Genomic DNA, 22,923 nt, shown 5'->3' with positions numbered 1-22,923 from the left:
GGTGTTCGGCCCCCTGGCGGCACCGGGGTCCCGACGATCAGCCGTCTCGCGAACCGTGCCCGTAACCGGTCGGCATGTTGGTGACGTCGGCCTTCTCGACGGCCGTGACCGCCTGCGACGACGCGAGCATCACCCCGCCGACCACCGCGGCCGCGAAGGCGACGAAGGCCACCGGACCCCAGCCCGCACGTGTGACGTCGCCCAGGAAGGCGATCCCGACGGCTCCCGGCAGCACGGTCTGACCCACCACCAGCGCGGCCGCCGCCCCGTTCACCGAGCCCGTCTGCAGAGCGACGGTGAACAGATAGAAGCCGCCCATTCCGCTGATCAGCAGGGCGTACAACGCCGGGTCGGTGAACAGCCGGGTCGGCTCGAAGGGGTCGACGCCCTCAAGGATCCGCGACGCGACCGCCATCACGCCGAACACCGCTCCGGCGATGAGTCCGGTGGCCGAAGCGATGTGTCGCCGCACCGTTCGCATCACCAGCAGACCGAGCAGGAACAGACCCGGACCGGCCACCAGCACCGCCCAGTGCATCCAGCTCTGATCGTCGACGCCTTCGCGACCGGCCGATACCGCCAGCAGCACCAGCGACGCCACCACCACCGCTCCGGCGATCCAGTCACGCGTCGTCAGGCGGATGTGCAGGACGACCATCGCCAACAGTGCCGTCGCCACCAACCGCGCCGAAATGATGGTCTGCGACAGGAACAACGGGATCATCCGGGCCGACGCGAGGGTCGCGACGAAGCCGATGATGTCGAAGACGAATCCGATCAGGAACGGCACGGTCAGCATCGTGGCCACCGTCGATCGCAACGACGGATGCGCCTTGGCCGATCGTTTTCGTTCCTCGCGGGTCGCAGCGCGCTGTGCCACCTGCTCGGCGCCGAGCGCCTGCAACACGGCCGCCGCGGCGAAGGCGAACGCACCGATCACCGCGACGATGACCCCGGCGATCATCGCCACCGCCTCCGCATCACCGGCCCAGAGCGCACCGGCGCACTCACGCGATCACCACCGCGACGTCATCGAGGTGTCAGCACGTCGGTGCCGACGAACTTCGCGAGCTCGGCCGGCAAGCGCACCGAACCGTCGGGCTGCTGATGGTTCTCCAGGATCGCGACGAGCCAGCGGGTGGTGGCCAGCGTGCCGTTCAGTGTGGCGGCGATCTGCGGCTTACCCGAGTCGTCGCGATACCGGATGGACAGGCGACGTGCCTGATAGGTGGTGCAGTTGGAGGTCGACGTCAGCTCCCGGTAGGTGTTCTGCGTCGGAACCCATGCCTCACAGTCGAATTTGCGGGCGGCCGACGACCCGAGGTCACCGCCGGCGACGTCGATCACCCGGTAGGGCACGTCGATGGCGGCCAGCATCTCCTTCTCCCAACCCAGGAGACGCTGGTGCTCGGCGTCAGCGTCTTCGGGTTTGCAGTAGACAAAGCCCTCGACCTTGTCGAACTGGTGCACACGGATGATGCCGCGAGTGTCCTTGCCGTAGCTGCCGGCTTCACGCCGAAAGCAACTCGACCAGCCCGCGTACCGCTTGGGTCCGTCGCTGAGGTCGACGATCTCGTTCATGTGATAGCCGGCCAACGGCACCTCGGAGGTACCCACCAGATACAGGTCGTCGTCCTTGTCGAGGTGGTAGACCTCGTCGGCGTGCGCCCCCAGGAAGCCGGTGCCCTCCATGACCTCGGGGCGCACCAGCACCGGCGGGATCATCAGGGTGAACCCGTTGGCGACGGCCTTCTGCGCGGCCATGTTGAGCAGGCCGAGCTGCAGGAGCGCACCCTGCCCGGTGAGGAAGTAGAAGCGCGAGCCGGACACCTTGGCACCGCGTTCCATGTCGATGAGACCCAGCGCCTCACCCAGCTCCAGATGATCTTTGGGGTCGGCGATCTCGCGGGGTTCGCCGACGTGCTCGAGCACCACGTAGTCGTCCTCGCCACCGGCCGGGGCACCGTCTGCGACGATGTTGGAGATGGCGCGGTGGGCGGTGGCGGCGGCCTCGTCGGCGGCGTTCTGCCGGGCGACGGCGGCCTTGACCTGCTCGGCGAGTTCCTTGCCCTTGGCCAGCAGCGCGGTCTTCTCGTCCCCGTGGGCTTTGCCGACCTGTTTGCCGAGTGCCTTCTGTTCGGATCGCAGGGCATCCGCCTCGACGATGGCCGCCCGGCGAGTGCCGTCGGCCTCGAGCAGCGTGTCCACCAGGCCGGGGTCTTCGCCTCGGGTGCGCTGCGACGCCCGAACGAGGTCCGGATTCTCGCGAAGAATTCTGAGGTCGATCACGACTTCAAACCCTACTGGAGCCACCTGGGTGCAGCGCCATCACCCGAGGTCGGCCGCCCGTGCGCCCCGGGCGGTCATCCGCCGGCGCTCACCCCCACAGCCCGGTGTAGTCGGCCCGGCCGAACATGGTCGCCGCCTGCGCGGCCGACGGAGTGCCGGCCTGCGGATCGGCGCCCGCCGCGACGAGGGCCGCCACCACGTCGTCGTGACCCTTGAACACGGCACCGGCCAGCGGGGTCTGCCCCTTGTCATTGGCCAGCCCGACGTCGGCGCCACGCTGGATCAACGCCTCGACGGTGCCCGCATGCCCGTGGTAGGCGGCCAGCATGAGCAGGGTGTCGCCCGACTGATTGCGCAGGTTGACCGGTACGCCGGCATCCACATACGCGACCAGGGTGTCGCGGTCTCCGGTGCGGGCCATGTCGAAGAGCCGTCCGGCCAGCTCGGTCAGGTCGGCGGCGTCGGCGGCGCGGGGCTCGTGCCCGGCGGTCGAATCCTGGTCGGTGCCCACAATCGCGAGTGTAGGTGTGGCACGGGCGACCCAACAGGCATGATGGACAGCGATGAACGACGACGATCCGCGTCGCGACACCGATGACGCACCAGCACCCGGGCAGCCGGACGGGCCCAACAGCGGTGACGCCGCGACCGGGACGGCCGGTGCGTCAGGCGCCGACGACGACGCCACCGTGTCGCTCAAGAAGACCCCGAACACCCCCGACCAGGGTGTTCCCGACCACCGTGTTCCCGCGGCCTCCCCGTTGGAGGACACGACGGCAGGCGACACTCCGGCACCCGAGCGCACCACCGACTCCGCGGCCGACACCACCGAACTCGGTGCCGTCGACGGGCCGGGCCGGGCCGACGACCACACCGACACCGACACCGACACCGAATGGATCGACACCACCGCCGACGAGCGACACCATCCCGCCGGCGCGTCGTCGGGATGGCGGGGCGCGTTGCTCGCCAATCCGGTTCGGTTGGTGCTGGCCGCGGTGGTTGTCGGCGCTCTCGTGATGGGCGTCATCGCGCTTGCCGTCGGGCTCTTCGACGACAGCGGCAGCGTCGGCACCAGCGACATCGGTGAGAGTGAACGCATCGACGACAACGACTTCGCCCGCTCGGTTGCAGGCGACTGCCTGGACTGGCCGGCCGGCAATCCCGGTCAGCCGGTGAAGGTGGGATGCGAGCAGAAGCACCGGTTCGAGGTGGCCGGGGCCCTGGACACGTCGGTGTTCCCGGGCGCGGAGTTCGGCGAGAAGGCCCCGTGGCCGGGCGATGTGCGATTCGGGACGATCCGCGACGAACAGTGCCCGGTGATCGTCGGCGAGTATCTCGCCGGTCGACTCGATCCGCACGGCCGATTCTCGGTGGGAATGATGTATCCGTCGCAGTACCAATGGGATCGGGGTGCACGCGCCCTGCGCTGCGGCCTGCAGGAGACCGGCCCGGACGGGCAGCCCGTCGCCTTCTCCGGCCGTGTCGCCGACCAGAACCAGTCGCGGGTGTGGCCCGAGGGCACCTGCATCGGTATCGACACCGACACCCGCAAGGCCACCGGTTTCCCGGTAAATTGTGCTGAGCCGCATTCCTTCCAGGCCACCGGAATCGTGGATCTCGCGGTTCGCTTCGGCGACAAGCTCTCCGGCAAGCCGTGGCCCAACTTCCGCACCCAGAACGACTATCTGGACGGGATCTGCCCGGTGCAGGCCGAGCGGTTCGTCGGGGGCAAGGCGAAGCTCGAGGCCACGACGCTGAACGTGCAGTGGTCGGTCCTGGAGGAGACCAGTTGGCTGGCGGGTAGCCGAAAGGTGGTCTGCTACTTGGGACTGCCGGACCGTCGTGGCGGTTTCGCAACCCTCGTCGGCGACGCCAAGGGAGGTGGGGATCTGCTGCTCATCAACGGCAAGCGGCCGGTTCCGCCGCCGCAGGCACCACCGGGCCGCGCTCTGCCCACCCCGGTGCCGCTGCCGCCGGGTGTGTCGGAGAATCCGCTCGAGGTCCCGGCTCCGGCGGGCTGATCCGATGCCCGTACGCATGTCCGACGACGACTTCGACGGACTGGTGTCCGACGCGCTCGACACCATTCCGGCCGAACTCACCGACGCCATCGACAACGTCGTGATCCTGGTGGAGGCGCACAACCCGGAAGCCCCCGACATCCTGGGGCTCTATCACGGCGTCGCGCTCACCAGCCGCGACCACGACTACGGCGGTTTCCTACCGGACACCATCACGATCTATCGCGAACCCATCCTCGCGATGTGCCACAGCCGCGAGCAGGTGGTGCACGAGGTGGCGGTGACCGTCATCCACGAGATCGCCCATCACTTCGGGATCGACGACGCCTGGTTGCACGCCAACGGTTGGGGCTGAGCCCCTCACCCCATCGGTTCGTCCCCGATCGATTCGGCAACGACGAGGGGTTCGTCGACCCGCCCGAACGGAGCGGTCTCGGCGCCCCAGCGGTGGCACACCCAGATGCCGTTGGTGTACTCGAGTTCGATACTGCCGGTGTTGTGCAGATGGGTGGCGGCGGCGAACCGGGCGTCGATGCCCGATAGCCGTGCCGCGATCAACCGAATGGCGGCACCGTGGCTGACGATGTAGACGTCCTGCTGGTTGTCCCCGGTCAGGAAACGCCCGGCGAGGTCGTCGACGACGGGTAGGTAGCGGTCGTAGACCATGGCGAGCGATTCGCCGCCCGGGATGCGGGCGTCGAGGTCACCGGCATGCCAGCGATCCATCACCTCGCGGAAGACCTGGTGCGCGTCGGTGTCGACCCGATCCTCGAGGTCACCGGCCTGCACCTCGTGAATGCCCTCGAGCGGTTCGGTGTCGACGTCCCACACCGAGGCGATGAGTTCGGCGGTCTGCTCGGCACGGCGGGCCACCGAGCTGACGAGCACCGCGGGCTGCTCGCGGGCATTCTCCAATGCGAACCGAACCCCTTGGCGCACACCGAAATCCGTGAGTGCTGCGCCGGGTAGGGCGGTGTCGAGCCGGCGCATGACGTTGGACGTGGTCTCGCCGTGCCGGACCAGGTGCAGTCGGGCCATCAGCGGTCGGCCCCGGTGGTGGCGTCGCCGCCGCGCCGCATCGTCTGCACCCAGGCGGTCGACGCCGAATGATCCGGCGGCACCGCGCCGGGAACCCGATGGGCAGGCCACGACCCGAGATAGACGATGCGATCGCACCGTCGGTGCAGTGCCGCGAGGGCCTCGGCGACGGCGTCGTCGTCGATGTGGCCGACGGCGTCGAGGAAGAACCGGTACTCACCGGCGTTGCTGAGGCCGCGTTCCAGCTCGCGTCGCGGGCGTGATTCGATTCTGGTGAGATCGACTCCGCGGGACGCGAATTCGTTCATCGCGGCCATCAGGCTGCCCGGCGCGTTGGGCAATTCGAGAATGACCGCGGTGCGGTCGGCGCCGGTGGGAGCCGGCGGCGGGGCGGGGCGGCCGATGATCAGGAATCGGGTGACCGCATCGGTGGCGTCGGAGATGCCGTCGGCCAGGACGGTGAGTCCGGACAGCCTCGCGGCCAGTGCGGTGGTCACGGCCGCGTCGGCGTCACCGGCCGCGACATCGTGTGCCGCAGCGGCATTGGACGCCGCGGTGACGAAATGGGCGTTGGGGAACAGTCGGGCCACCGAGCCGCGCACCTGGGCCTCGGCAACCGGATAGGCCGCGAGCCGGGTCACCTGCGCCGGCGGGATCGGCGCGGCCGCGCCGATGGTGAAGGCGACGTCGATGACGGTCTCGGCGAACACCTGGACGCGGCCGGCGCCGGGGCCGGGCACCAGCGCATCCATGGTCGCCGGCACCGACCCCTCCAGCGAACTCTCGATCGGCACGCAGGCGTAGTCGACCTCGCCGGTGCGCACCATGGCGATGGCGGCGGCGGGGCTCGGCGCCGCGATCCGCTCCGCGGCGGGGAGGAAGAGGGGCGCGGTGGATTCTCCGGGTGTGGCCGCCTGGGCCAGCACCTGTTCGAGAGCCATCTCGGTGAAGGTGCCGGCCGGGCCGAAATACGCGAACACGGGCACGACACGACACTAGTCGACGCCGCCGGTGGTGCCGTGTGACCAACGGATGCCGGTCCGGCGAACAACCGGCAGGCGGGATCGGTGGATTCGAGGCGTTGACTCCCGCCACCGCTGCGATTTAGGTTAGGGTTACCTTCGTGACTCGCACCCACCGTTCCCGACCCCGGGGAGAGAGGCCGACATGACCCAAGCCGTCACCGACCGCCCGACGGACGCCGAGATGATCCAGACGGCATGTCGCCGGGTCAGCGACGCGATCCTCGCAGTCGAACCGACCGACCCCGCCGTCGCACCCGCTGAGCAGTCTCCGGTCGACCCGGTGACCGTCGATGTGGTGCATCTGTTCGAGTCGCAGGCCTTTGTCCTGGTTCCCACTGCCGGCGCTACGCTCGCGGCGGTCTCCGCCGCCCCCGACGGCGTCGCGGCGATGCTGGAGATCACCGACTGCGCACCGATCGACCTGCGCGAACGGGTACGTTCGCTGATCTGGCTCAAGGGCGACCTGCACCAGGTACCCGCCGACCTCGAACGTGACCTGGCGATCGAGATCGCGGCCGAGCATCCCGACGGCGGATTGCTCGACATCGGCCACGGCCGCTCGATGCTGCGGCTGCAGATCGACAGTGCCGTGATCGCGAGCAGTTCCGGCGCGGCGTCGGTCAGCGCGTCGGAGCTGGCGGGTGCGAGCCCGGACCCGTTCTGGGAGTACGAGCACGGCTGGATCTCCCACCTCGATTCCGATCACGCCGACGTCGTCGGCCAACTGATCCGACGCCTGCCCCGCCACCTCCGCAAGGGCCGGGTCCGTCCGCTCGGACTGGATCGCTTCGGTATCCGCTTCCGCATCGAGTCGGCCGAGGGCGACTCCGACGTCCGGCTGCCCTTCGGCCGCCCGGTGTCCGACGTCTACGAACTCTCGCACGCGCTGCGATCGCTGGCCGGCTGCCCGTTTATGAACAGCCTGCCCGACTGACCGTCGGGATCGGCGCGGGCGGCCGGGAACCGTACCCTGACCGCCATGGGCTTCTCCGTGCGCGCCATCCTCGATCCGCGCGGCACACACGGTATCGACGTGGTCACCGACCGCGCCGGGCGACGTGCCCTGTGGATCGAACTGTGCATCGTCGGTGTGCTCAGCTTCGGGTTCTCGGCCATCTACGCGATCCTGTCCCTCATCGAGAGCGAACTCGCCCAAGGTCTCGGCAACACCACCGTCGCGCTGAATCCGAGCCGATCCGAACTCGGTCCGATCGACGCAATCCGGCAGGTGATGAGCGCACTGCGCCTGTTCGCCGTCGCCGGCCTCGGCGTCTATCTGCTCTGGCGTAGCGGCATCGGTGTCGCGCAGGCCGGTCTGCGCCGCCTGACGCCGCGCCGCGACGTGCCCGCGGCGCTGGTGCTCGCCGCGATCATCGGACTGCCGGGACTGGGCCTGGTGGCCGTGGCCCGCGCACTCGGCGTCAACGCGCATCTGGTGCCGGCGACGGTCTCGTCCTGGTGGCAGTGGCCCATCCTGATCCTCGCGGCGGTGGCCAACGCCGTCGCCGAGGAGGTCATCGTGGTCGCCTACTTCATCACCCGGCTGCGTCAGCTGGGCGTCGGCGAGAACGGGTCGCTGGCCGCCAGCGCGGTGCTGCGTGGCGGTTATCACCTCTACCAGGGTGTCGGCGCGGGACTGGGCAACCTGGTGATGGGCCTGGTGTACGGCCGGTACTTCCAGCTGACCGGCCGAGTGTGGCCGCTGGTGATCGCGCACGCGGTCATCGACATGGTCGCGTTTGTCGGATATGCCCTGCTGCGCGACCACCTCTCCTGGGTGGGGTGAACTCGTCGAAGAGCCGACGGGTCCGCCGGGCCGGGACCATCCCGGGTTCGGCGTCAGTACATTGGATCTGATGAACCAGCCGGACCCGCCGATGATGCGCAGGCAGGGCCAACCCGGCCCGGGCCCGGGCGCCGCGCCTCGGCAGCCCGGCAACCCGCCTCGCAATCCCCTTCCCCGCCAGCAGCCACCCGGTCAGCAGGCCCCGCCTCGGCGCGCGCCGGGTCAACCAGCTCACAACCAGCCAGCCCACCACCCGCCACCTCGCAACCCGTCGTCCCGGCCCCGGCCGGACGGACCGCCGCGCGAACCCGCGCCCGGCGAGGTCTACCGTCCGCCGCAGGCGTGGTCGGCGGCACCCGACCGCGGGGCGCGCGAGTACGCACCGACGCAGCGGCCCGAGCCGATCCCGGCCGAACCCGGGCCGGCCCGGCCCCTACAAGCCACCCCCGACCGGGCTCGCGGGCTGCGGCCGCCACCCGGTGCGCCGCCCCGCACCCCGCCGAAGCCACGGCGTCGCCGACGATGGCCGATCCTGCGCATCCTGCTGGTGCTGTTGCTCGTCATCGTGATCGGCGCGGTCGCCATGGTCTTCTACTACGATTCCAAGCTGCACCGCGTGGATGCCCTGGTCTCCTACGCCGGACGCCCCGGCGACACCCCGGGCACCAACTGGCTCATCGTCGGAACCGATTCGCGCGCAGATCTTTCCGAGCAGCAGCGCACCGACCTGTCGACCGGTGACGCCGCCGGCGCCCGGACCGACACCATCATGCTGGTGCACAATCCTCCCAGTGGTCGACCGATGATCGTCAGCCTGCCGCGCGACCTCTACGTTCCCATTCCCGGCATCGGCGACTCCAAGATCAACGCGGCGTTCAACTCCGGCGGTCCGCAACTGCTGGTGCGAACGGTGCAGGACCTCACCGGGATTCGTATCGACCACTACGCCGAGATCGGCTTCGGTGGGTTCGACACCCTCGTCGACGCGGTGGGTGGCGTAGATGTCTGCCTCGATCAGTCGATCAACGATCCGAAGGCCGGTCCACCTCTGAAGAAGGGCTGCCACCGGCTCAACGGCAAGCAGGCGCTCACCCTGGTGCGTTCCCGCGACTTCCCGCAGGCCGACCTGGACCGCGTGGTCAATCAACGAAAGTTCCTCGCGGCGTTGATCTCCCGCGTCACCAGCCCGTCGATCCTGCTGAATCCGTTCCGTCTCTTCGGTTTCATCAACGGTGCCATCGACGCCCTGACCGTGGATCAGGGCGATCACATCTGGAACCTCGCATCCCTGGCGTTTGCTCTGCGCGACGATCCGATCACCACAACGGCGCCGACGGGTGACGCCGAGTTCGTCGGTGGCGAGTCGGCACTGCCGGTGTCGGACTCCACCACCGAGTTCTTCGGATATCTGAAGGCGGGCAAGGAAGTTCCGAAACAACTGCTCACCAGTACCGGCGGCGTCGTCGGCTGACCGGCGCCGAACCGGTTCACCAGGACCCGTTCTGGGCAGGCCAGACTTGCCTTAGTAAGGCGAAACTTGGTGGGCGGGTGTCGTTTTGCCCTTTTATCATGGGCTCATGAGCACTGAGACGTCCACCGAACGAACCAAGTTCCATCAACTGCTGCACGACCAGATCAGCAACGAATTCTTCGCGTCACAGCAGTACACCGCGGTGGCGCTCTACTACGACAACCACGACATGCCGCAGCTCGCGCGGCACTTCTACCGGCAGGCGGTGGAAGAACGCAACCACGCGATGATGATCGTGCAGTACTTCCTGGACCGCGACATCGAGGTCGCGATCCCCGGGATCGACGCCCCGCGCACGGATTTCGCCGACTACAAGGCGCCCATCGAGCTGGCGCTCAATCAGGAGCAGGCGGTCACCCAGCAGATCGTCGACCTAGCCAAGTCGGCCCGCGACAGCGGCGACTACCTCGGCGAGCAGTTCATGCAGTGGTTCCTCAAGGAGCAGGTGGAGGAGGTCGCCACCATGACGACGCTGCGCACCATCGCCGAACGCGCCAAGGGCAATCTGTTCGACCTCGAGAACTTCGTCGAGCGCGAACTCAACGTCGCCGACGGCAAGGACGCGACCGCGCCCCCGGCCGCCGGCGGCAACCTCTGAGGCGGAAACGCTCAGCGCAGGGTGACCTGACGTCCGCGGATACCGTCCCGCGAACTCCGCTCATCCGGAGTGAGCGGGGCGATCTGCGCGAGCGCGTCGGAGAGCCACGCGTCGAACTGATTGAGTCCCGGATACCACTCCTCGTGGTGCATCTCGTTGTCGAGGTCGAAGACGGGGACCAGCAGCCCGTGGGTGCGGAACGACCCGGCGAACCGTGACCCCTCGCCCAGCGTCAGCCGTCCGGCCGCATGCAGGCGCGCGAGCGCGGTCATCAACTCGTCCTCGGCTTCGGGCCGGATCCAGCGCAGATGGGCCCGCTCACCGGCATCCACCCACCACGGTGCGCCGATGCCGCTGTCCGGCGCGAGCCGCGCGGTCGGCATCACGGAATCATTTGCGCGCTGCAGCATCTCGGCGATCTCGGGGGGTACGTCGCTGCCCGGCGGGAACCACCACGCGAAGTCGTCGTAGACGGTGATCTCCAGTGGCACATCGACGTTCACGACGTCGGCGAGAGTCGTCGGGGGTGCCGACGCCGCATCGAACTCGGCGCCGGGCTCGGCGTGCGCGGCCCAGGCAATGGCTGCCGCGAGATCGGCGGCCGGCTCGATCCGATCCGGCTCGGTCTGCAGCGCCACGAAACCTGTTGGTAAATACGTGGTTTCGCGGATCAGCGCGGGGATGGCCCCGGGCAGGACGGTGGCCAGCATGACGTCGTTGCGTGCATCGGTCGGCACCTCGCGCGCGGGCCGCTCCGTACTCACCACCGAGGTGAGGGCCGGCTTCGGGGCGCCGGGTTCGACGAGGTCGAGTTCGGCGGTGGCCGATGCGACGAAGGTGCGCAATGCCACGAGGTCACATTCGGCAGCCAGACCCGCGAACGGCCGGGGCGGAGGCGCCAGCGCCGCCGCCTGACGCGCTTTGCGGGCGGCCACCCGCTCGGCACGATTGCTGCCCGGACGTGGGCCACTGCCCCGTTTGCTCTTCTTACCCATGCCCACAGCATCTCACGCTCGCGCGCGGCCATGACCGGGTGCGTCAGTCGACGGTGACCAGCCAGTCGCGCACCTGCGCCGGATGATTGGTGGCCAGCCAGCGAACCCCGAGGTCGGCGCACAGCTGGACGTCGACGAGTTCGTCGACGGTCCAGCAGTAGGTGACCCGGCCGGCCGCCGCGGCACGGTCCACGATGTCGGGGTACTGCCGCAGCGTGGTGATCGAGGGGCCGATGCCGGTGGCGCCGACGGCGGTTGCGGCACTGCCCCCGAGGACCCGCGCGGTGTCGCCGAGGAGAATGGTCGGCAGCATCGGCGCGTGCCGGCGGATGCGCCACACACCGGCCGAGGAGAACGAGATCACCACGGCCCGGCTGTGGTCCGCCGACGGCGGGGTGGCCACCCCGAACTCGTGCAGCAATTCCAGCAGGCGCTGTTCGACGAGACTGCCGTAGCGCACCGGGTGTTTGGTCTCGATGAACAACCGGACCGGGCGACGCCAGTCGAGGGTGAGGGTGAGCAGCTCGCGCAGCGTGAGGATCGAGGCGGGCGTTCCGGGGTCGTGCCAGGACCCGAAGTCGAGTTCGCGCAGTTGGGCCAGCGACAACTCGCTGACCGCGCCGCTGCCGTCGGAGGTGCGGTCGACGGTGCGGTCGTGCACGCAGACGAGTTCGTGATCGCTGGTGAGGCGGACGTCGCATTCGAGTCCGTCGGCACCCTGGGTGAGAGCGAGTTCGTAGGCGCCCAGGGTGTGCTCGGCCCGATCCCCCGATGCCCCGCGATGGGCGACGACGGCGGGCTTCCCGGATCGGGAGACCTGCTCGGCGGGGCCGGGAGAACTGTCGCCGGTCATGCGACTGCCACCCATCGTCGGTCGGGCACGGTCGCGGTCTCGGGTCCGGCGAACAGCCGCGGGAGGCGCGATGCCGCCCAGATGGCGAAGGCGGCCGAGACGACGGCGCTGATGATGACCATCGTCAGCGCATTGGCACCGGACTGGATGGAACCCGACTGCCACGCGTAGAGGCGTGCGACGACGGTCACGATCGCGACCCCGTTGACGATGGCCCAGGCCACCCACAGCCGGTTGATCCTGCGCCGCACCACATCCCGGTCCACGTCGGTCCGCACCATGGCCGCTTCGTAGACGAGCAGCGGGCCGCCGATGATGTTCACCAGCGGGATCGCGGCGAGTGGGATCAGCCATCGTCGACGTCGCGGGTCGAGCCGGTCGGCCATGGCGTAGGACTCGGTGCGCACCTCGATGACCCAGCGCACAAACAGGACCGTGGCCACGACGAAGGCGACCACGGCCAGCGCACCGGCCGTCACGACGAGGGCCCCGGAGAGATCGGCCAGCCACGTCGGGATCGGCCGGCTTCGGTTCATGGTGAGCAGGATGTATCGCAGGATGTGCACGAGCCCGGAGACGGCGAGTATCCCGCCGGTGGCCAGCAATGCCATGTGTAGTCGCGACTGCGCCACCGCGACCGGGTCGCCCGCACGCAGCTCGGTGATCGGCTGATCGCGTAGCCCCCAGGTGGGCAGGTAGACGTAGCGCGGGATCAGCCGCGGTCCACTCGGCCGCGCCGGACGGCGCGGGGGGATGGTCTCGGGTGGCCGCCGCGCGATCCAGCGGATGGCCGGGCTGCGGTAGGTCCGGCGCTGGGGAGCCGGCCGCTGAGGATTCGCGTAACGGAGAGGCGGCGGACCGGGCCGGGCGGATCCGGCATACGGCATGCTCGGCCGCGGCGGATGTCCGGTGGATCGTGGCGGCGGCGAGGGCTGTCGCGACGATGGCGGTCCGGCGGGCTGTGCAGCCGCGACGATCCCGGCGGCCGCGCGCTCGTCGTCGACGACCATGAGGGCACCGCCGCAGCGGGGACACCGGTCACGGCCCGGTCGGTGGGGTGCCTGGATGCGGCACCGCGGGCAGAGATCGATCATCCGTTGTCGTCACCCTCGGCGGCGGGACCGGTCTCCACGGGCTTGCCGTGCTCCACCCAGGCGAGCATGCCGCCGCCCACACAGGTGCCGTCGACGCCGCGTTGCGCGAGGTACTGCAGGACTCGCATCGACCGGCCACTCGAGTGGCAGACCACGTAGAGGTCGGCGTCGAGGTCGATCTCGTCGATGCGCGCCGGGACCTGCGCCAGCGGAATGTGGACGGCGCCGCGGATGTGACCGGCGGACCATTCGTCGTCCTCACGGACGTCGAGCATGACGGCGTCGGTGACCCCGGTGAAATCGTTCGGGAGTTCACTGACGGCGATCGATTCGATGTCGCTCATGCTCACGCGTCCATGGTGGCACAACGCCCCGCCCGCGCGGACCTTGCCGGCACACAAGTAGCGTGTCATCGGCCATCCGGGGGACCCTGCCGAGGAACGTCGCAGGGACCGTGTCATCCGGCCGGGGGAATGACCTGAACAGCCTATGTAGGTCATCATAGTTCTATCCACATGTGAACTTCCCCGCATGCGCCAGACAATCAACCCTGACTGTCAACCTGTGGATGAGGTTGTGGAAACTGTGGAAAACCGCAGGCCAGCCCGCGCTTACATGTGATCGGCGTCACTGGAAAAGTGCAGTATGAGCACACAGAATTCACGGTAGTACACCGATCTTTTGTGATGCGTAGAAGATTCTCAGTAGACAAGCCCTGTGGATAACGTGGGGAGAATTTGCGTGTCAGGGGCGCATCGAGTATGAGGTGCGCAGCGTCTGAGCGCGCTCAACGCCGGACAGAATCCCGGTGGTGAGGCTCTCGGCGACGGCTGTGAGCCACCCCCCGGCGACCCCCGCACCGGCGGTGGACATCTGCGCCCCGACCACCCGCGCCAGCAAAGGTTTGGGCGCCTGCACCACGGTGATCTCGGCATCGGGATACCGTTCGGCGATCACCGAGCGCATCACCCCGATACCGTCGACGAGTCCGACCTCGGCGGCATTGGACCCCACCCACACGTCACCGCTGAACAACTGATCGTCGGGAGCGTTGAGTTTGCGGCCGCGACGCTGCCGCACCCAGGTGATGAACGCCTCGTGCAGCTGATGCTGGAGGCCCTTGAGCCATTCGACGTCCTCGGGCACGGCCGGCGAGAACGTGTCCAGGCGCGCCTTGTTGTCACCGGAGGTGTAGAGCCGGCGCTCCACCCCGAACCGCGACAGCACATCGGCGAGACCGAAGCCCGACGAGACGACACCGATCGACCCGACGATCGAGGTGTGCGCGGCAAAGATCTCGTCGGCCGCGCACGCGATCCAGTATCCGCCCGACGCGGCGACGTCCTCACAGAAGGCGAGGACCGGCACCCCCTTCTCGGAGGCCAGCTGACGGATGCGTTCGGCGATGTACTCCGACTGCGCGGGCGACCCGCCGGGTGAATTGACGACCACCACCACCGCCTTGAGCCGCTCGGTTTCGAAGGCGCGCTTGAGAATCGGTTCGACGGCATCGGTGGTGAGCCCGGGACGGCCCACCGGGGACGCACCGATGGGGCCGTCGAGGCGGACCACGGCCACGTGGTCGGCGCGCGATCGCGCGAACTTCTTCTCCAGCTCGGCCAGTGGTCGCAGGGTCATTGGACCGAGTGTAGTTGGCTGCCGTGCAGACTCGGCTGCCGCGGACACGCCCTAGACTTTGCGGGATGCAGGTGCGATGGCTGAGCGCATTCCTCGACTTCCCGGCCGAACAGTTCGGGGCGGAGGTCACGTTCTGGCGTGCCATCGCGGGCAGTACCGTCTCGCCGCCACGCGGGGAACACCGCGAGTTCGCTTCTCTGCAACCGTTTGCCGGCGATCCGCATCTTCGGGTCCAGCGCGTCGACGACGGGCCCGGCGGCGTCCACCTCGATCTGCACACCGACGATCCACGGGCGGCGGCCGGCGAGGCCATCGCTCTGGGTGCGAGCACGGTGCGCGACGCCGGCGACTACCTCACCCTGCGTTCGCCCGGCGGGTTCGTCTTCTGCCTCGTCGGCTGGGGCGGGGAGTCGCGGCGTTCTCGCCCCATCCGCTGGCCCGGTGACACCATCAGCATCATCGACCAGGTGTGCATCGACTGCCCGCCCGCCGTCTTCGACGCGGAGGTCGTGTTCTGGTCCCGGCTGACCGGCTGGGGTACGCGGTCGACCAGCAGATCCGAGCTCGTCGGCCTACGCCGCGACCAGGGTCTGACGCTGGGCCTGCTGCTGCAACGCCTCGACGAGACGCCCCCGACGGTCGACAGCCATCTCGCACAGGCACGCGCCCACCTCGACATCGCGACCACGTCGGTCCCCGAAGAGGTTGCGCGCCATGAGGGTTGGGGCGCGAGGGTGGTCGAGACCTTCGAGCGATGGACGGTGATGGCCGACCCGGTGGGCCGACGGTACTGCATCACCAGCCGCAATCCGCGCACCGGAGGTTAGCGGTCGCCGGCCAGGAACTGTGCACTGTCAACCGCAGAACTGTTGCAGGCGTTCACGTTCCACCTCGACGCCACGACGCTCGGCGGCCGACAACGGGCGCAGGCAGTCCACGGTCACCACGCCGTCGGCGTCGATCCGCCAGGTGCCGGCCAGGAACCCGTCGACGAGGAGGAAGCCGGGTGAGCGGCCGTTCGGGGTCCAGGTCGCCGCGTATGCCTCGTCGTCGGCGATCCGACGACGATCGGCCTGCGCGACGATGACGTTGTCGTAGGGAGCGAGAAAGGTTGCGGCGCAGGGTGCTTCGGCGTCCGTGAGGTCGAGGCCCTCGAGGTCGAAGAGCTCCTCGCCGTCGGGTCCGGTGAGTCGGGCGAGTTCCCAGTCGGCCTCCATGGCCTCCACCAGTGGACGCAGCCGGGTGAGTCCTGACCACGTCTGGATGCCCTGGACGGTCGCCGGCCCGAAGCCGCGCAGGTAGAGGCGGATCAGGTCTTTGCGTGCCTCGTCACCCTCGACGGCCGGTTCGCCGGGCCCGACCCACTCGTCGAAGAGCCGATAGGTCACCGATCCCCGCCCCCGCCACAGACCGCGGGGCGGTACCTGCACCAGCGGCAGGCCGCAGCGGGCGATGGCGGTCAGGACCGACGGCGACTCCCCGGGGTGTCGTTTCTCGAGCTCGGCGCCGAGCACCGAGCCGCGCAGTTCGCGGCCGGCGAGGAGGTCGGCGGCATCGGCGATCACCCGCGTGGGGTCGGCGGAGAGGAGCCGGGGGGCCTGGTAGCGCTCGAGTTCGGTGGTGATCGCCGGTTGGGCGAGTGCCCGGATCCAGCGCGCGTCCTGCGCGTCGACGAGGAAGACGGTGGATCGCAACAGCGCCATCCGCACCACCTCCCGCTCGGTGAGCAGGTCGTCGAGTTCGGCAGGGTCGAATCCCTCGATGCGCGAATGCAGTCCGAAGAACGCCGCGCGGGGGTCCTGCGACTGGAGTCCGACACACCGGTCGAGGACCTCGATTGCGTCCTCGTCGACACGGTCGAGCAGGTGTTGCCGCTGCAGCAGGGTGCGATTCCACTGCCGCCGGGTGAGTTTCTCGGCCACCGGTCCTCAGGCGACGGGGTAGGCGATTCCGGTCGCCGCATGGCAGCGGTACCCGAGCGGATTCTTCGCCAGGTACTGCTGGTGATAATCCTCGGCGTAGTAGAACCGGCCGTCACCGGCCTGGGCGAGCGGCGTGATCTCGGTGGCCACCGGTCCCAGGCCCGCCTCCTGCAGCACGGTCGCATACTTCTCGGCCGTGTCCCGTGCGAGCCGAGCGTCCTCATCGGATGTGGTGTAGACGGCCGAGCGGTACTGGGTGCCAACGTCGTTGCCCTGACGCATCTCCTGCGTCGGATCGTGTGTCTCCCAGAAGATCTTGAGAATGCCGGTGAGGTCGATGACCGCGGGGTCGAAGACGACGAGGACCGCCTCGGTGTGTCCGGTGCGTGCCGAGCACACCTCCTCGTAGGTGGGATTGGGGGTGTATCCGCCCGCATATCCGACGGCCGTTGTGTAGACGCCCGGCACCTGCCAGAAGATCTCCTCGACCCCCCAGAAGCAGCCACCGCCGAGAATCACCGCGCCATGCCCGTCGAAGTGGCCGATGCCGCCGCGCAGCGGGTCGTCGGAATCGGGGTCGGGTTCACCGCGCATCGGATGATGCAGCTCGATGTTCTCCGCGGCCAATGGCATCGCGACCTCGCGTCCGGGGAGGGCGGAATGCCTCTCGACGAGTTCCTGCTTGTGGGCGCGGGCGGATAACAGCTGGTCAAGCCACGACATGCGTCAATTCTACGCGGCACGGTCGCGCCCGTCGGCCCGGCCGGGTTGAGACGTGTCATCGACTCTGTTTGAATGGGGAACACAAAATGTGACGGCGCTCACGTCGTCACGCGCGTGTCGCAGCCCGACGCGCCGCTCCGAGCGAAAGGTGACAATGGCGACCCACGCGAGCAGCGACCTCCGCAGTGTCGTCCGGCGACCCACTCCCGGACGCGTTGCCTACGACGTCGGAGCCCGTTGCCGCGCGATCGGCATCAGTATCGCCGTCCTGCTGATCGTCTTTGTGATTCTGGCCCTCATCTGAGCTGTACGCGCCAAAACTCTTCGGGCGCAGCCCCTTTCGAGTTATCGCGGCTTGACGTTCCCCGTTTTGGACTTCAACCCTGGTTGAGGTCTTTTTGACGGCTTTGTTGCATTCGCCCATGCTCTGGGGAAGGGTGGAAGTACCCGCGCTCCCGTGGCGCAACAGCTTCGGGACCGCGCGTGATCAGTGAGAACGAGCATGACCTCAGAGAGGAATACCGTGGCTGAATACACCTTGCCGGATCTCCCTTACGACTATGGGGCCCTCGAACCCCACATCTCTGGCAAGATCATGGAGCTCCATCACGACAAGCACCACGCGACGTACGTGAAGGGCGCCAACGACACCCTTGAGAAGCTGGCCGCCGCGCGCGACGACGAGTCGATCGCCGGAAAGGTCTACGGCCTCTCGGCCACCCTGGCCTTCCACCTGGGTGGACACACCAATCACTCCATCTTCTGGAAGAACCTGTCGCCCAACGGCGGTGGGGAACCCGACGGTGACCTCGCGTCGGCGATCACCGAGCAGTTCGGTGGCTTCGACAAGTTCAAGGCGCACTTCACCGCAGCCGCCACCACCCTGCAGGGTTCGGGCTGGGCCATCCTGGGCTACGACACCATCGGCGGCAACCTGGTGATCCTGCAGCTCACCGACCAGAGCGGCAACATCCCGGCAGCCATCATCCCGGTGGTCATGCTCGACATGTGGGAGCACGCCTTCTACCTCGACTACCAGAACGTGAAGCCGGACTACGTCAAGGCCTGGTGGAACGTGGTCAACTGGGCCGACGCGGCGGAGCGCTACGCCACCGCGAAGAGCCAGGGCTCGGGACTCATCGTCCCCGCCTGATCGGCCCCGACGCTCCCGTAGCGTCGCGAAGTCGACGAGCCCCGAAGGGCTTGGCGAGACATACTCGCCGACCCCTTCGGGGCTCACTTCGTTCGCACCTCAGGAAGCCGACACCGCTCGCGCATCCCGCGCATGCCAGGCCGCCAGCCCGACCAGCGCATACATCGGGATCAGCACCAGGGCCGACACCACCCACAACGGCAGCCCCGCCAGATCCGCGACCACGCCGATCAGGATCAGCGCAGCCAGATTCGCCGCGGCCACCAGCCATTCGAAGCCGTCGACGCCGGTGGTGAAGTGGACGAAGACGACGAGTCCGACGAGGAAGATCGCCGGACCGCCCGCGATGGCCACGGCCGTTCCGGTGGCGGCCTGCTCAAGCGGATGCGCAACCATCAGCTCGTTCCCACCGCCGCCACGATCACACCGCCGACGAGGATCGCGTGCGCGTAGGCGTATCCGCCGCGGGCGAGCGCGGCCGGGTCGTCGGCGTGTGCCAGCCGTTCTTCGGCGGCGTCGGAATGCCGGGCGAAGTACAACCACCAGAACGCCACGGTCAATGCGAAACCGATTGCGAGACTGATGAAGGCGTACGCCGTCGGATCGACCTCGGTGAACTCGCGACCCAGCGCGAGCACCGTCTCGCCGAGCGCGATGATGAAGATCAGCCGGTTGCGTTCGACGAGATGCTCGGGCGCGAGCGTCCAGGTGGACATCGGCGTCGCGCCGAGCCCGGGGACCCACAGGTTCGCCATCGGACCGGCCACGTCCACCGCGAGTGCCAGCGCCCAGATGGCCAGCCGCACATGGCCTTCGGTGAACGCGCCGACGATCCACAACGCACCTGCCGCAGTCGACCACATGCCGAGGTTGACGTAGTTGCGTCCGATCGGGTCGCCGCGGAGCGTGATCACCATGAACAGTGGCCGGATGATCTGCATGGCGGCCACCGCGATGGCGAACTGCATCCCGCGCTCGGTGAATGCCTCCGGGATGGCTGTCGACATGACCAGACCGAGGCCCATCAACACCACCATCAGCACCCGGACGGGGAGCCGATCGGGGTCGATCCAGTTGGTCGCCCACGTGGTGTAGTTCCACACCCACCACACCGCGCCGAAGAGGACCAGCGTCTGCAGCCCCCCTTCGACCGAGAGGTGGTGGGCCAGCAACGAGGACAGCTGGATGATCGCGAAGACGTAGACGAGATCGAAGAACAGTTCCATGGTCGTGACCCCGGGCGCGCGCCCCGTGGCCCGACGGACATGCTGCATCACCATGCGGCACAACCTATCGCCACCGGGCGGTCTCGGCGCGGGTGAGGGCTCAGAGCACCACGGTCAGCGTGATCGCGACCGCGCAGGCGAGGCCGATGACCACCAGCGCGACCGCGTCGGCGCGGCCGGGTCCCGACGGGTAGGCGGTGAGCCGGCCGGTCCCGCCGCGCGCGGTGATCGCCTCGGCCATCTCGGCACTGCGCCGCAACGCCGAGGACATCGCGGCGGTGATCATGTCCATGATCCCCATCTCGGCGGACGGATGGTCCGAGCGCCCCTTGGCGGTGGGCCGCAGCCGGTGCGCGGCGCGCAGCATGCGCAGTTCGTCGATGAGCATCGGCAGGCCCCGCAGGCACAGCGCGATGGCCACCGCCCACTCATCGACGGGCAGACGCAGCATCCGTAACGGGCGCATCAGTTTTGCCAGGGCCGGGGCAACCTCGGCCATCGGGGTGGTCCAGATGACCAGGATGGAACTGGCCACCAGCACCAGGCCCAGCACCACCGCGCGCAGGAACACCACGACCGCGGCCAACCCGAAGGAGGCGTTCACCGCGACACCGAGCGCGATCAGGCCCCAGAACCACCACGGCGGCCGAGGCAACGCGCCCAACGGGATACCGGCGATGAGCGCGGTGATCACCACGACGGCGGCCACCATCCCCAGGGCGGGCCACGACGGCAGCACCCAGGTCATCACGCCCAGGATGAGCACGATCAGCAGTTTGGTGCCCGCCCACAGTCGGTGCACAAAGGAATCGCCGGGAACCTGGCGCAGGGGAACCATCCGCATGGTCATCGGGCACCTCCGGCCAGTACGCCGTTGTCGAGTCGCCCGTCGATGAGTTCGACCCGACGGTCGCAGACCGTCTCCAGCGCCTCGAAGTCGTGCGAGATGATCACGATCGTCTGTCCCTGCCGACGCAGCCGCGCGAGCAGCTCGACGATCTCGGCACGCGCGTACGGGTCGAGACCCGCGAGCGGCTCGTCGAGCACCAGGACCTTGGGTTGCCGGGCGATCAGGCCGGCGAGCACCACGCGGCGCATCTGCCCACCGCTCAGCGCGTCGACGCCGGTCGCGGCCATCGCGCGAGGAAGTCCCACCGACTCCAGCACCCGCGCGACTTCGGCGGTACCCACCTTCTCGCCGCCGGCGGCCATGATCTCGTCGCCGACGGTCGACTTCTGCAATTGCAGCCGCGCATGCTGGAACCCGAGTCCCACCATGCCCACCTGGGACGTGACCGGCGAGCCGTCGAGCGTGCAGGTTCCCGAGCCCGGATCGATGAGTCCGGCCATGATCCACGCCAGCGTGGTCTTCCCGGAACCGTTTCCGCCGACGATCAGCAGGCCCTCGCCGCGATGGACCGTCAGAGTGACGTCGCGTAACGCCACTACCTCCCACGGCGAACCGGCGAGGTGTGCGTGGCCCACGTGGTCGAGGACGAGGAGTGGTTCGGCGTGGGCGGGCCGGGGCGCGGGCACCGGCGGCGGGGACGGCGCGGCGTCGGGGACGGTGGGTGCGCCGATCGAACGGTCCGGCACCCAGTCCGGCTGATGCGGCACGACGCGGCCGCCGGCGAGGTGGATCACCCGGTCGGCGGCGGCGGCCTCGGTGCCGCGGTGGGTGACGAGGACGACGGTCATGCCGCGACGCTCCGGCAGCCCGGCCAGCAGCTCGAGGAGTTGGCCGCGCCCGAGCGGGTCGACCATTGAGGTCACCTCGTCGGCGATGAGCAGGGCCGGATTGCGGGCCAGTGCGGCGGCGATGGCCAGGCGCTGCTGTTGACCGCCGGACAGATCGCTCGTCTCGCGGCCACCGAGCCCGGCCAGGCCGACCTCGGCGAGCAGCGCCTCCACGTCGACGGTGACGTCGGCGGGCAACCCCCACACGAGGTCGTCGGCGACGCGGGAACCCAGCATCTGGGTTTCCGGTCGTTGCAGCACCATCGCCGTTCCGCCGCGGCGACCGAGACCCGCCGGCCCGGGACGGGACACGCTGCCGATGCCGGGGGTGCGTCCGGCCAGGATCTTGGCGAGCGTCGACTTGCCCGAGCCGTTGGCACCGACGATGGCGACGAACTCGCCGGGTCCGATCTCGAGGTCGATGTCATGCAGGACCTGCGGACCGTCGGGGCGGTAGCCGAAGCCGACGCCGCTCAGCCGCAACGGCAGCGGCGCGGCGGCCTCTTCTGCGTGCTCGGCGACATCGGCGGCGAGTGTGTCCTCGCTGGGCACGGCGGCCAGGCGGTTGATGACGCCGCCGACGATCCACCACGCCACCACAAGCGACACCGCGGTACCCAGCGTCCCGGACACCCAGATCCACACCCACCAGTGACTCTCGATGCTGCGGCTGAACGCCTCCAGCCAGTCACCGACCCGCGCGAGCGGGCCGGCCCGATCCAGCCACTTCGCGACGCCGTTGATCGAGTTGGTCATCGCCTCAATGGCCAGGGTGCGCAGCGGAACCAGGATCAGCAGCGCCACCACCGAGACGCCGCCGATCAGCGGCGCGGAGACGACGGTGGCCAGACTCAGCGCCCCGAAGCCGCGGCCGCGACGTTTGAGATCGCCGACGATCCCGCCGACCAGGGCAGACCCGATGACGGTGGCCATCGCCCCGGTGCCGGCCATCGCGAAGGCGACCAGCGTGGTGGCGACCGTGGCCGCGACGAGAGCGCGCGGGCGGGTGCGGGCGGCGACCAGTGCCAGCGGTACCGGAGCGAGCAGGCCGGCGGCCTGGGCGAGCGGGATGACCGCTGCCACCACCACCGCCGCGACGGTCAGACCACCGAAGATGGCGATGGACGCGATCTCCATCGGCCGCAGTGGTGGCGAGTTCTTCACGAAACCAGTGTGCCTGGTCGGTCCGTCGGATCGGTCGTCGCGTCGTCTGCCCGATCGGTTACGTCATGTAAATGAACCGTCACAACACGGTGTTTCGGGTTGTCCACGCCACCGGCCGGGAGCATAT

Annotated in this window: 25 protein-coding genes; 9 read left to right on the top strand and 16 right to left on the bottom strand. The window is 68.9% G+C overall.

Going from position 1 to position 22,923, the window contains the following annotated elements; all coding sequences use genetic code 11:
- Window positions 1–37: 37 nt before the first annotated feature.
- The 3 genes from GBRO_RS00875 to GBRO_RS00865 form a co-directional block, all read right to left on the bottom strand.
- Window positions 38–964, bottom strand: coding sequence for a hypothetical protein (locus tag GBRO_RS00875; RefSeq protein ID WP_012832121.1), 927 nt, complete (start codon window positions 962–964; stop codon window positions 38–40).
- A 65-nt stretch (window positions 965–1,029) separates the two neighbouring features.
- Entirely contained in the window at window positions 1,030–2,289 is a 1,260-nt protein-coding gene (gene serS / locus GBRO_RS00870; RefSeq protein WP_012832120.1) for a serine--tRNA ligase, read from the bottom strand.
- 88 nt (window positions 2,290–2,377) lie between these two features.
- A complete protein-coding gene (locus tag GBRO_RS00865) occupies window positions 2,378–2,710 on the bottom strand; it encodes an ankyrin repeat domain-containing protein (RefSeq protein WP_083775664.1) in 333 nt (110 codons plus the stop codon).
- Window positions 2,711–2,852: 142 nt separating this feature from the next.
- On the opposite strand from GBRO_RS00865, the gene GBRO_RS00860 reads away from it, so the two are divergent.
- A complete protein-coding gene (locus GBRO_RS00860) occupies window positions 2,853–4,313 on the top strand; it encodes a septum formation family protein (RefSeq protein ID WP_083775496.1) in 1,461 nt (486 codons plus the stop codon).
- Between the two features lie 4 nt (window positions 4,314–4,317).
- Window positions 4,318–4,668 (top strand): metallopeptidase family protein, encoded by a 351-nt coding sequence (locus GBRO_RS00855; RefSeq protein ID WP_012832117.1) that lies wholly within the window; start codon window positions 4,318–4,320, stop codon window positions 4,666–4,668.
- 5 nt (window positions 4,669–4,673) lie between these two features.
- Here GBRO_RS00855 and GBRO_RS00850 read toward each other — a convergent pair whose 3' ends face one another.
- The gene (locus GBRO_RS00850) at window positions 4,674–5,351 is read right to left on the bottom strand and encodes a histidine phosphatase family protein (protein WP_012832116.1); all 678 of its coding nucleotides are present in this window, start codon (window positions 5,349–5,351) and stop codon (window positions 4,674–4,676) included.
- A complete protein-coding gene (gene pheA / locus GBRO_RS00845; RefSeq protein ID WP_012832115.1) occupies window positions 5,351–6,337 on the bottom strand; it encodes a prephenate dehydratase in 987 nt (328 codons plus the stop codon). The genes GBRO_RS00850 and pheA overlap by 1 nt, the downstream gene beginning before the upstream one ends.
- Before the next feature lie 181 nt (window positions 6,338–6,518).
- Between pheA and GBRO_RS00840 the strand changes: the two genes are divergently transcribed.
- From GBRO_RS00840 to GBRO_RS00825, 4 genes are all read left to right on the top strand, one after another.
- Window positions 6,519–7,310 carry a DUF2470 domain-containing protein gene (locus GBRO_RS00840; protein WP_012832114.1) on the top strand — a complete coding sequence of 264 codons (792 nt, stop codon included), beginning with the start codon at window positions 6,519–6,521 and terminating at the stop codon, window positions 7,308–7,310.
- Window positions 7,311–7,355: 45 nt separating this feature from the next.
- Window positions 7,356–8,162 carry a CPBP family intramembrane glutamic endopeptidase gene (locus tag GBRO_RS00835; protein WP_012832113.1) on the top strand — a complete coding sequence of 269 codons (807 nt, stop codon included), beginning with the start codon at window positions 7,356–7,358 and terminating at the stop codon, window positions 8,160–8,162.
- A 70-nt stretch (window positions 8,163–8,232) separates the two neighbouring features.
- Window positions 8,233–9,633, top strand: a complete 1,401-nt coding sequence (locus tag GBRO_RS27865; RefSeq protein ID WP_223373013.1) for an LCP family protein — start codon at window positions 8,233–8,235, stop codon at window positions 9,631–9,633.
- 106 nt (window positions 9,634–9,739) lie between these two features.
- Window positions 9,740–10,291 carry a ferritin gene (locus tag GBRO_RS00825; protein WP_012832111.1) on the top strand — a complete coding sequence of 184 codons (552 nt, stop codon included), beginning with the start codon at window positions 9,740–9,742 and terminating at the stop codon, window positions 10,289–10,291.
- 11 nt (window positions 10,292–10,302) lie between these two features.
- Here the strand turns inward: GBRO_RS00825 and GBRO_RS00820 are convergent, their stop codons facing one another.
- The 5 genes from GBRO_RS00820 to GBRO_RS00800 all read right to left on the bottom strand — a co-directional run bounded on the left by GBRO_RS00820 (window position 10,303) and on the right by GBRO_RS00800 (window position 14,871).
- On the bottom strand, window positions 10,303–11,286 hold the full coding sequence (locus GBRO_RS00820) for a DUF5926 family protein (protein ID WP_012832110.1): 984 nt from the start codon (window positions 11,284–11,286) through the stop codon (window positions 10,303–10,305).
- 43 nt (window positions 11,287–11,329) lie between these two features.
- Window positions 11,330–12,139, bottom strand: a complete 810-nt coding sequence (locus GBRO_RS00815; protein WP_012832109.1) for a glycerophosphodiester phosphodiesterase family protein — start codon at window positions 12,137–12,139, stop codon at window positions 11,330–11,332.
- Window positions 12,136–13,149 (bottom strand): DUF4328 domain-containing protein, encoded by a 1,014-nt coding sequence (locus GBRO_RS00810; protein ID WP_321573971.1) that lies wholly within the window; start codon window positions 13,147–13,149, stop codon window positions 12,136–12,138. The genes GBRO_RS00815 and GBRO_RS00810 overlap by 4 nt, the downstream gene beginning before the upstream one ends.
- Before the next feature lie 80 nt (window positions 13,150–13,229).
- Window positions 13,230–13,577, bottom strand: coding sequence for a rhodanese-like domain-containing protein (locus tag GBRO_RS00805; RefSeq protein ID WP_041920103.1), 348 nt, complete (start codon window positions 13,575–13,577; stop codon window positions 13,230–13,232).
- Between the two features lie 400 nt (window positions 13,578–13,977).
- On the bottom strand, window positions 13,978–14,871 hold the full coding sequence (locus GBRO_RS00800; protein WP_012832106.1) for a S49 family peptidase: 894 nt from the start codon (window positions 14,869–14,871) through the stop codon (window positions 13,978–13,980).
- Window positions 14,872–14,936: 65 nt separating this feature from the next.
- Here GBRO_RS00800 and GBRO_RS00795 point away from each other — a divergent pair, with 65 nt between their 5' ends.
- Entirely contained in the window at window positions 14,937–15,698 is a 762-nt protein-coding gene (locus GBRO_RS00795; RefSeq protein WP_012832105.1) for a VOC family protein, read from the top strand.
- Window positions 15,699–15,725: 27 nt separating this feature from the next.
- Here GBRO_RS00795 and GBRO_RS00790 read toward each other — a convergent pair whose 3' ends face one another.
- Together GBRO_RS00790 and msrA are read right to left on the bottom strand one after the other, a co-directional pair.
- The gene (locus GBRO_RS00790) at window positions 15,726–16,793 is read right to left on the bottom strand and encodes a winged helix DNA-binding domain-containing protein (protein WP_012832104.1); all 1,068 of its coding nucleotides are present in this window, start codon (window positions 16,791–16,793) and stop codon (window positions 15,726–15,728) included.
- Window positions 16,794–16,799: 6 nt separating this feature from the next.
- Window positions 16,800–17,516, bottom strand: coding sequence for a peptide-methionine (S)-S-oxide reductase MsrA (gene msrA / locus GBRO_RS00785; protein ID WP_012832103.1), 717 nt, complete (start codon window positions 17,514–17,516; stop codon window positions 16,800–16,802).
- A 154-nt stretch (window positions 17,517–17,670) separates the two neighbouring features.
- Here msrA and GBRO_RS25850 point away from each other — a divergent pair, with 154 nt between their 5' ends.
- Together GBRO_RS25850 and GBRO_RS00780 are read left to right on the top strand one after the other, a co-directional pair.
- The gene (locus GBRO_RS25850) at window positions 17,671–17,820 is read left to right on the top strand and encodes a hypothetical protein (RefSeq protein ID WP_012832102.1); all 150 of its coding nucleotides are present in this window, start codon (window positions 17,671–17,673) and stop codon (window positions 17,818–17,820) included.
- A 219-nt stretch (window positions 17,821–18,039) separates the two neighbouring features.
- Window positions 18,040–18,669, top strand: a complete 630-nt coding sequence (locus GBRO_RS00780; RefSeq protein ID WP_012832101.1) for a superoxide dismutase — start codon at window positions 18,040–18,042, stop codon at window positions 18,667–18,669.
- 99 nt (window positions 18,670–18,768) lie between these two features.
- Here GBRO_RS00780 and GBRO_RS26695 read toward each other — a convergent pair whose 3' ends face one another.
- From GBRO_RS26695 to GBRO_RS00765, 4 genes are read right to left on the bottom strand one after another with little or no spacing between them, the layout of a single operon-like run.
- A complete protein-coding gene (locus GBRO_RS26695; protein ID WP_012832100.1) occupies window positions 18,769–19,065 on the bottom strand; it encodes a hypothetical protein in 297 nt (98 codons plus the stop codon).
- The gene (locus GBRO_RS00775; RefSeq protein WP_012832099.1) at window positions 19,065–19,949 is read right to left on the bottom strand and encodes a low temperature requirement protein A; all 885 of its coding nucleotides are present in this window, start codon (window positions 19,947–19,949) and stop codon (window positions 19,065–19,067) included. The genes GBRO_RS26695 and GBRO_RS00775 overlap by 1 nt, the downstream gene beginning before the upstream one ends.
- Window positions 19,950–19,995: 46 nt before the next feature.
- Window positions 19,996–20,745, bottom strand: a complete 750-nt coding sequence (locus GBRO_RS00770) for an energy-coupling factor transporter transmembrane component T family protein (protein WP_012832098.1) — start codon at window positions 20,743–20,745, stop codon at window positions 19,996–19,998.
- Window positions 20,742–22,769 (bottom strand): ABC transporter ATP-binding protein, encoded by a 2,028-nt coding sequence (locus tag GBRO_RS00765; RefSeq protein WP_012832097.1) that lies wholly within the window; start codon window positions 22,767–22,769, stop codon window positions 20,742–20,744. The genes GBRO_RS00770 and GBRO_RS00765 overlap by 4 nt, the downstream gene beginning before the upstream one ends.
- Window positions 22,770–22,923 lie beyond the last annotated feature (154 nt).

It is taken from the genome of Gordonia bronchialis DSM 43247 (assembly GCF_000024785.1).
Taxonomy (GTDB): domain Bacteria; phylum Actinomycetota; class Actinomycetes; order Mycobacteriales; family Mycobacteriaceae; genus Gordonia; species Gordonia bronchialis.
Note: the sequence above shows the minus strand (reverse complement) of the source record. Positions and strands in the feature narration are given on the sequence as shown.

Coding starts and splice junctions, on each gene's coding strand:
- GBRO_RS00875 (WP_012832121.1), bottom strand. CDS start 964: ATGATCGCCGGGGTCATCGTCGCGGTGATCGGTGCGTTCGCCTTCGCC.
- GBRO_RS00865 (WP_083775664.1), bottom strand. CDS start 2,710: ATGGCCCGCACCGGAGACCGCGACACCCTGGTCGCGTATGTGGATGCC.
- GBRO_RS00860 (WP_083775496.1), top strand. CDS start 2,853: ATGAACGACGACGATCCGCGTCGCGACACCGATGACGCACCAGCACCC.
- GBRO_RS00855 (WP_012832117.1), top strand. CDS start 4,318: ATGCCCGTACGCATGTCCGACGACGACTTCGACGGACTGGTGTCCGAC.
- GBRO_RS00850 (WP_012832116.1), bottom strand. CDS start 5,351: ATGGCCCGACTGCACCTGGTCCGGCACGGCGAGACCACGTCCAACGTC.
- GBRO_RS00840 (WP_012832114.1), top strand. CDS start 6,519: ATGACCCAAGCCGTCACCGACCGCCCGACGGACGCCGAGATGATCCAG.
- GBRO_RS00835 (WP_012832113.1), top strand. CDS start 7,356: ATGGGCTTCTCCGTGCGCGCCATCCTCGATCCGCGCGGCACACACGGT.
- GBRO_RS27865 (WP_223373013.1), top strand. CDS start 8,233: ATGAACCAGCCGGACCCGCCGATGATGCGCAGGCAGGGCCAACCCGGC.
- GBRO_RS00825 (WP_012832111.1), top strand. CDS start 9,740: ATGAGCACTGAGACGTCCACCGAACGAACCAAGTTCCATCAACTGCTG.
- GBRO_RS00820 (WP_012832110.1), bottom strand. CDS start 11,286: ATGGGTAAGAAGAGCAAACGGGGCAGTGGCCCACGTCCGGGCAGCAAT.
- GBRO_RS00815 (WP_012832109.1), bottom strand. CDS start 12,139: ATGACCGGCGACAGTTCTCCCGGCCCCGCCGAGCAGGTCTCCCGATCC.
- GBRO_RS00810 (WP_321573971.1), bottom strand. CDS start 13,149: ATGGTCGTCGACGACGAGCGCGCGGCCGCCGGGATCGTCGCGGCTGCA.
- GBRO_RS00805 (WP_041920103.1), bottom strand. CDS start 13,577: ATGAGCGACATCGAATCGATCGCCGTCAGTGAACTCCCGAACGATTTC.
- GBRO_RS00800 (WP_012832106.1), bottom strand. CDS start 14,871: ATGACCCTGCGACCACTGGCCGAGCTGGAGAAGAAGTTCGCGCGATCG.
- GBRO_RS00795 (WP_012832105.1), top strand. CDS start 14,937: ATGCAGGTGCGATGGCTGAGCGCATTCCTCGACTTCCCGGCCGAACAG.
- msrA (WP_012832103.1), bottom strand. CDS start 17,516: ATGTCGTGGCTTGACCAGCTGTTATCCGCCCGCGCCCACAAGCAGGAA.
- GBRO_RS25850 (WP_012832102.1), top strand. CDS start 17,671: ATGGCGACCCACGCGAGCAGCGACCTCCGCAGTGTCGTCCGGCGACCC.
- GBRO_RS26695 (WP_012832100.1), bottom strand. CDS start 19,065: ATGGTTGCGCATCCGCTTGAGCAGGCCGCCACCGGAACGGCCGTGGCC.
- GBRO_RS00775 (WP_012832099.1), bottom strand. CDS start 19,949: ATGGTGATGCAGCATGTCCGTCGGGCCACGGGGCGCGCGCCCGGGGTC.
- GBRO_RS00770 (WP_012832098.1), bottom strand. CDS start 20,745: ATGACCATGCGGATGGTTCCCCTGCGCCAGGTTCCCGGCGATTCCTTT.
- GBRO_RS00765 (WP_012832097.1), bottom strand. CDS start 22,769: ATGGAGATCGCGTCCATCGCCATCTTCGGTGGTCTGACCGTCGCGGCG.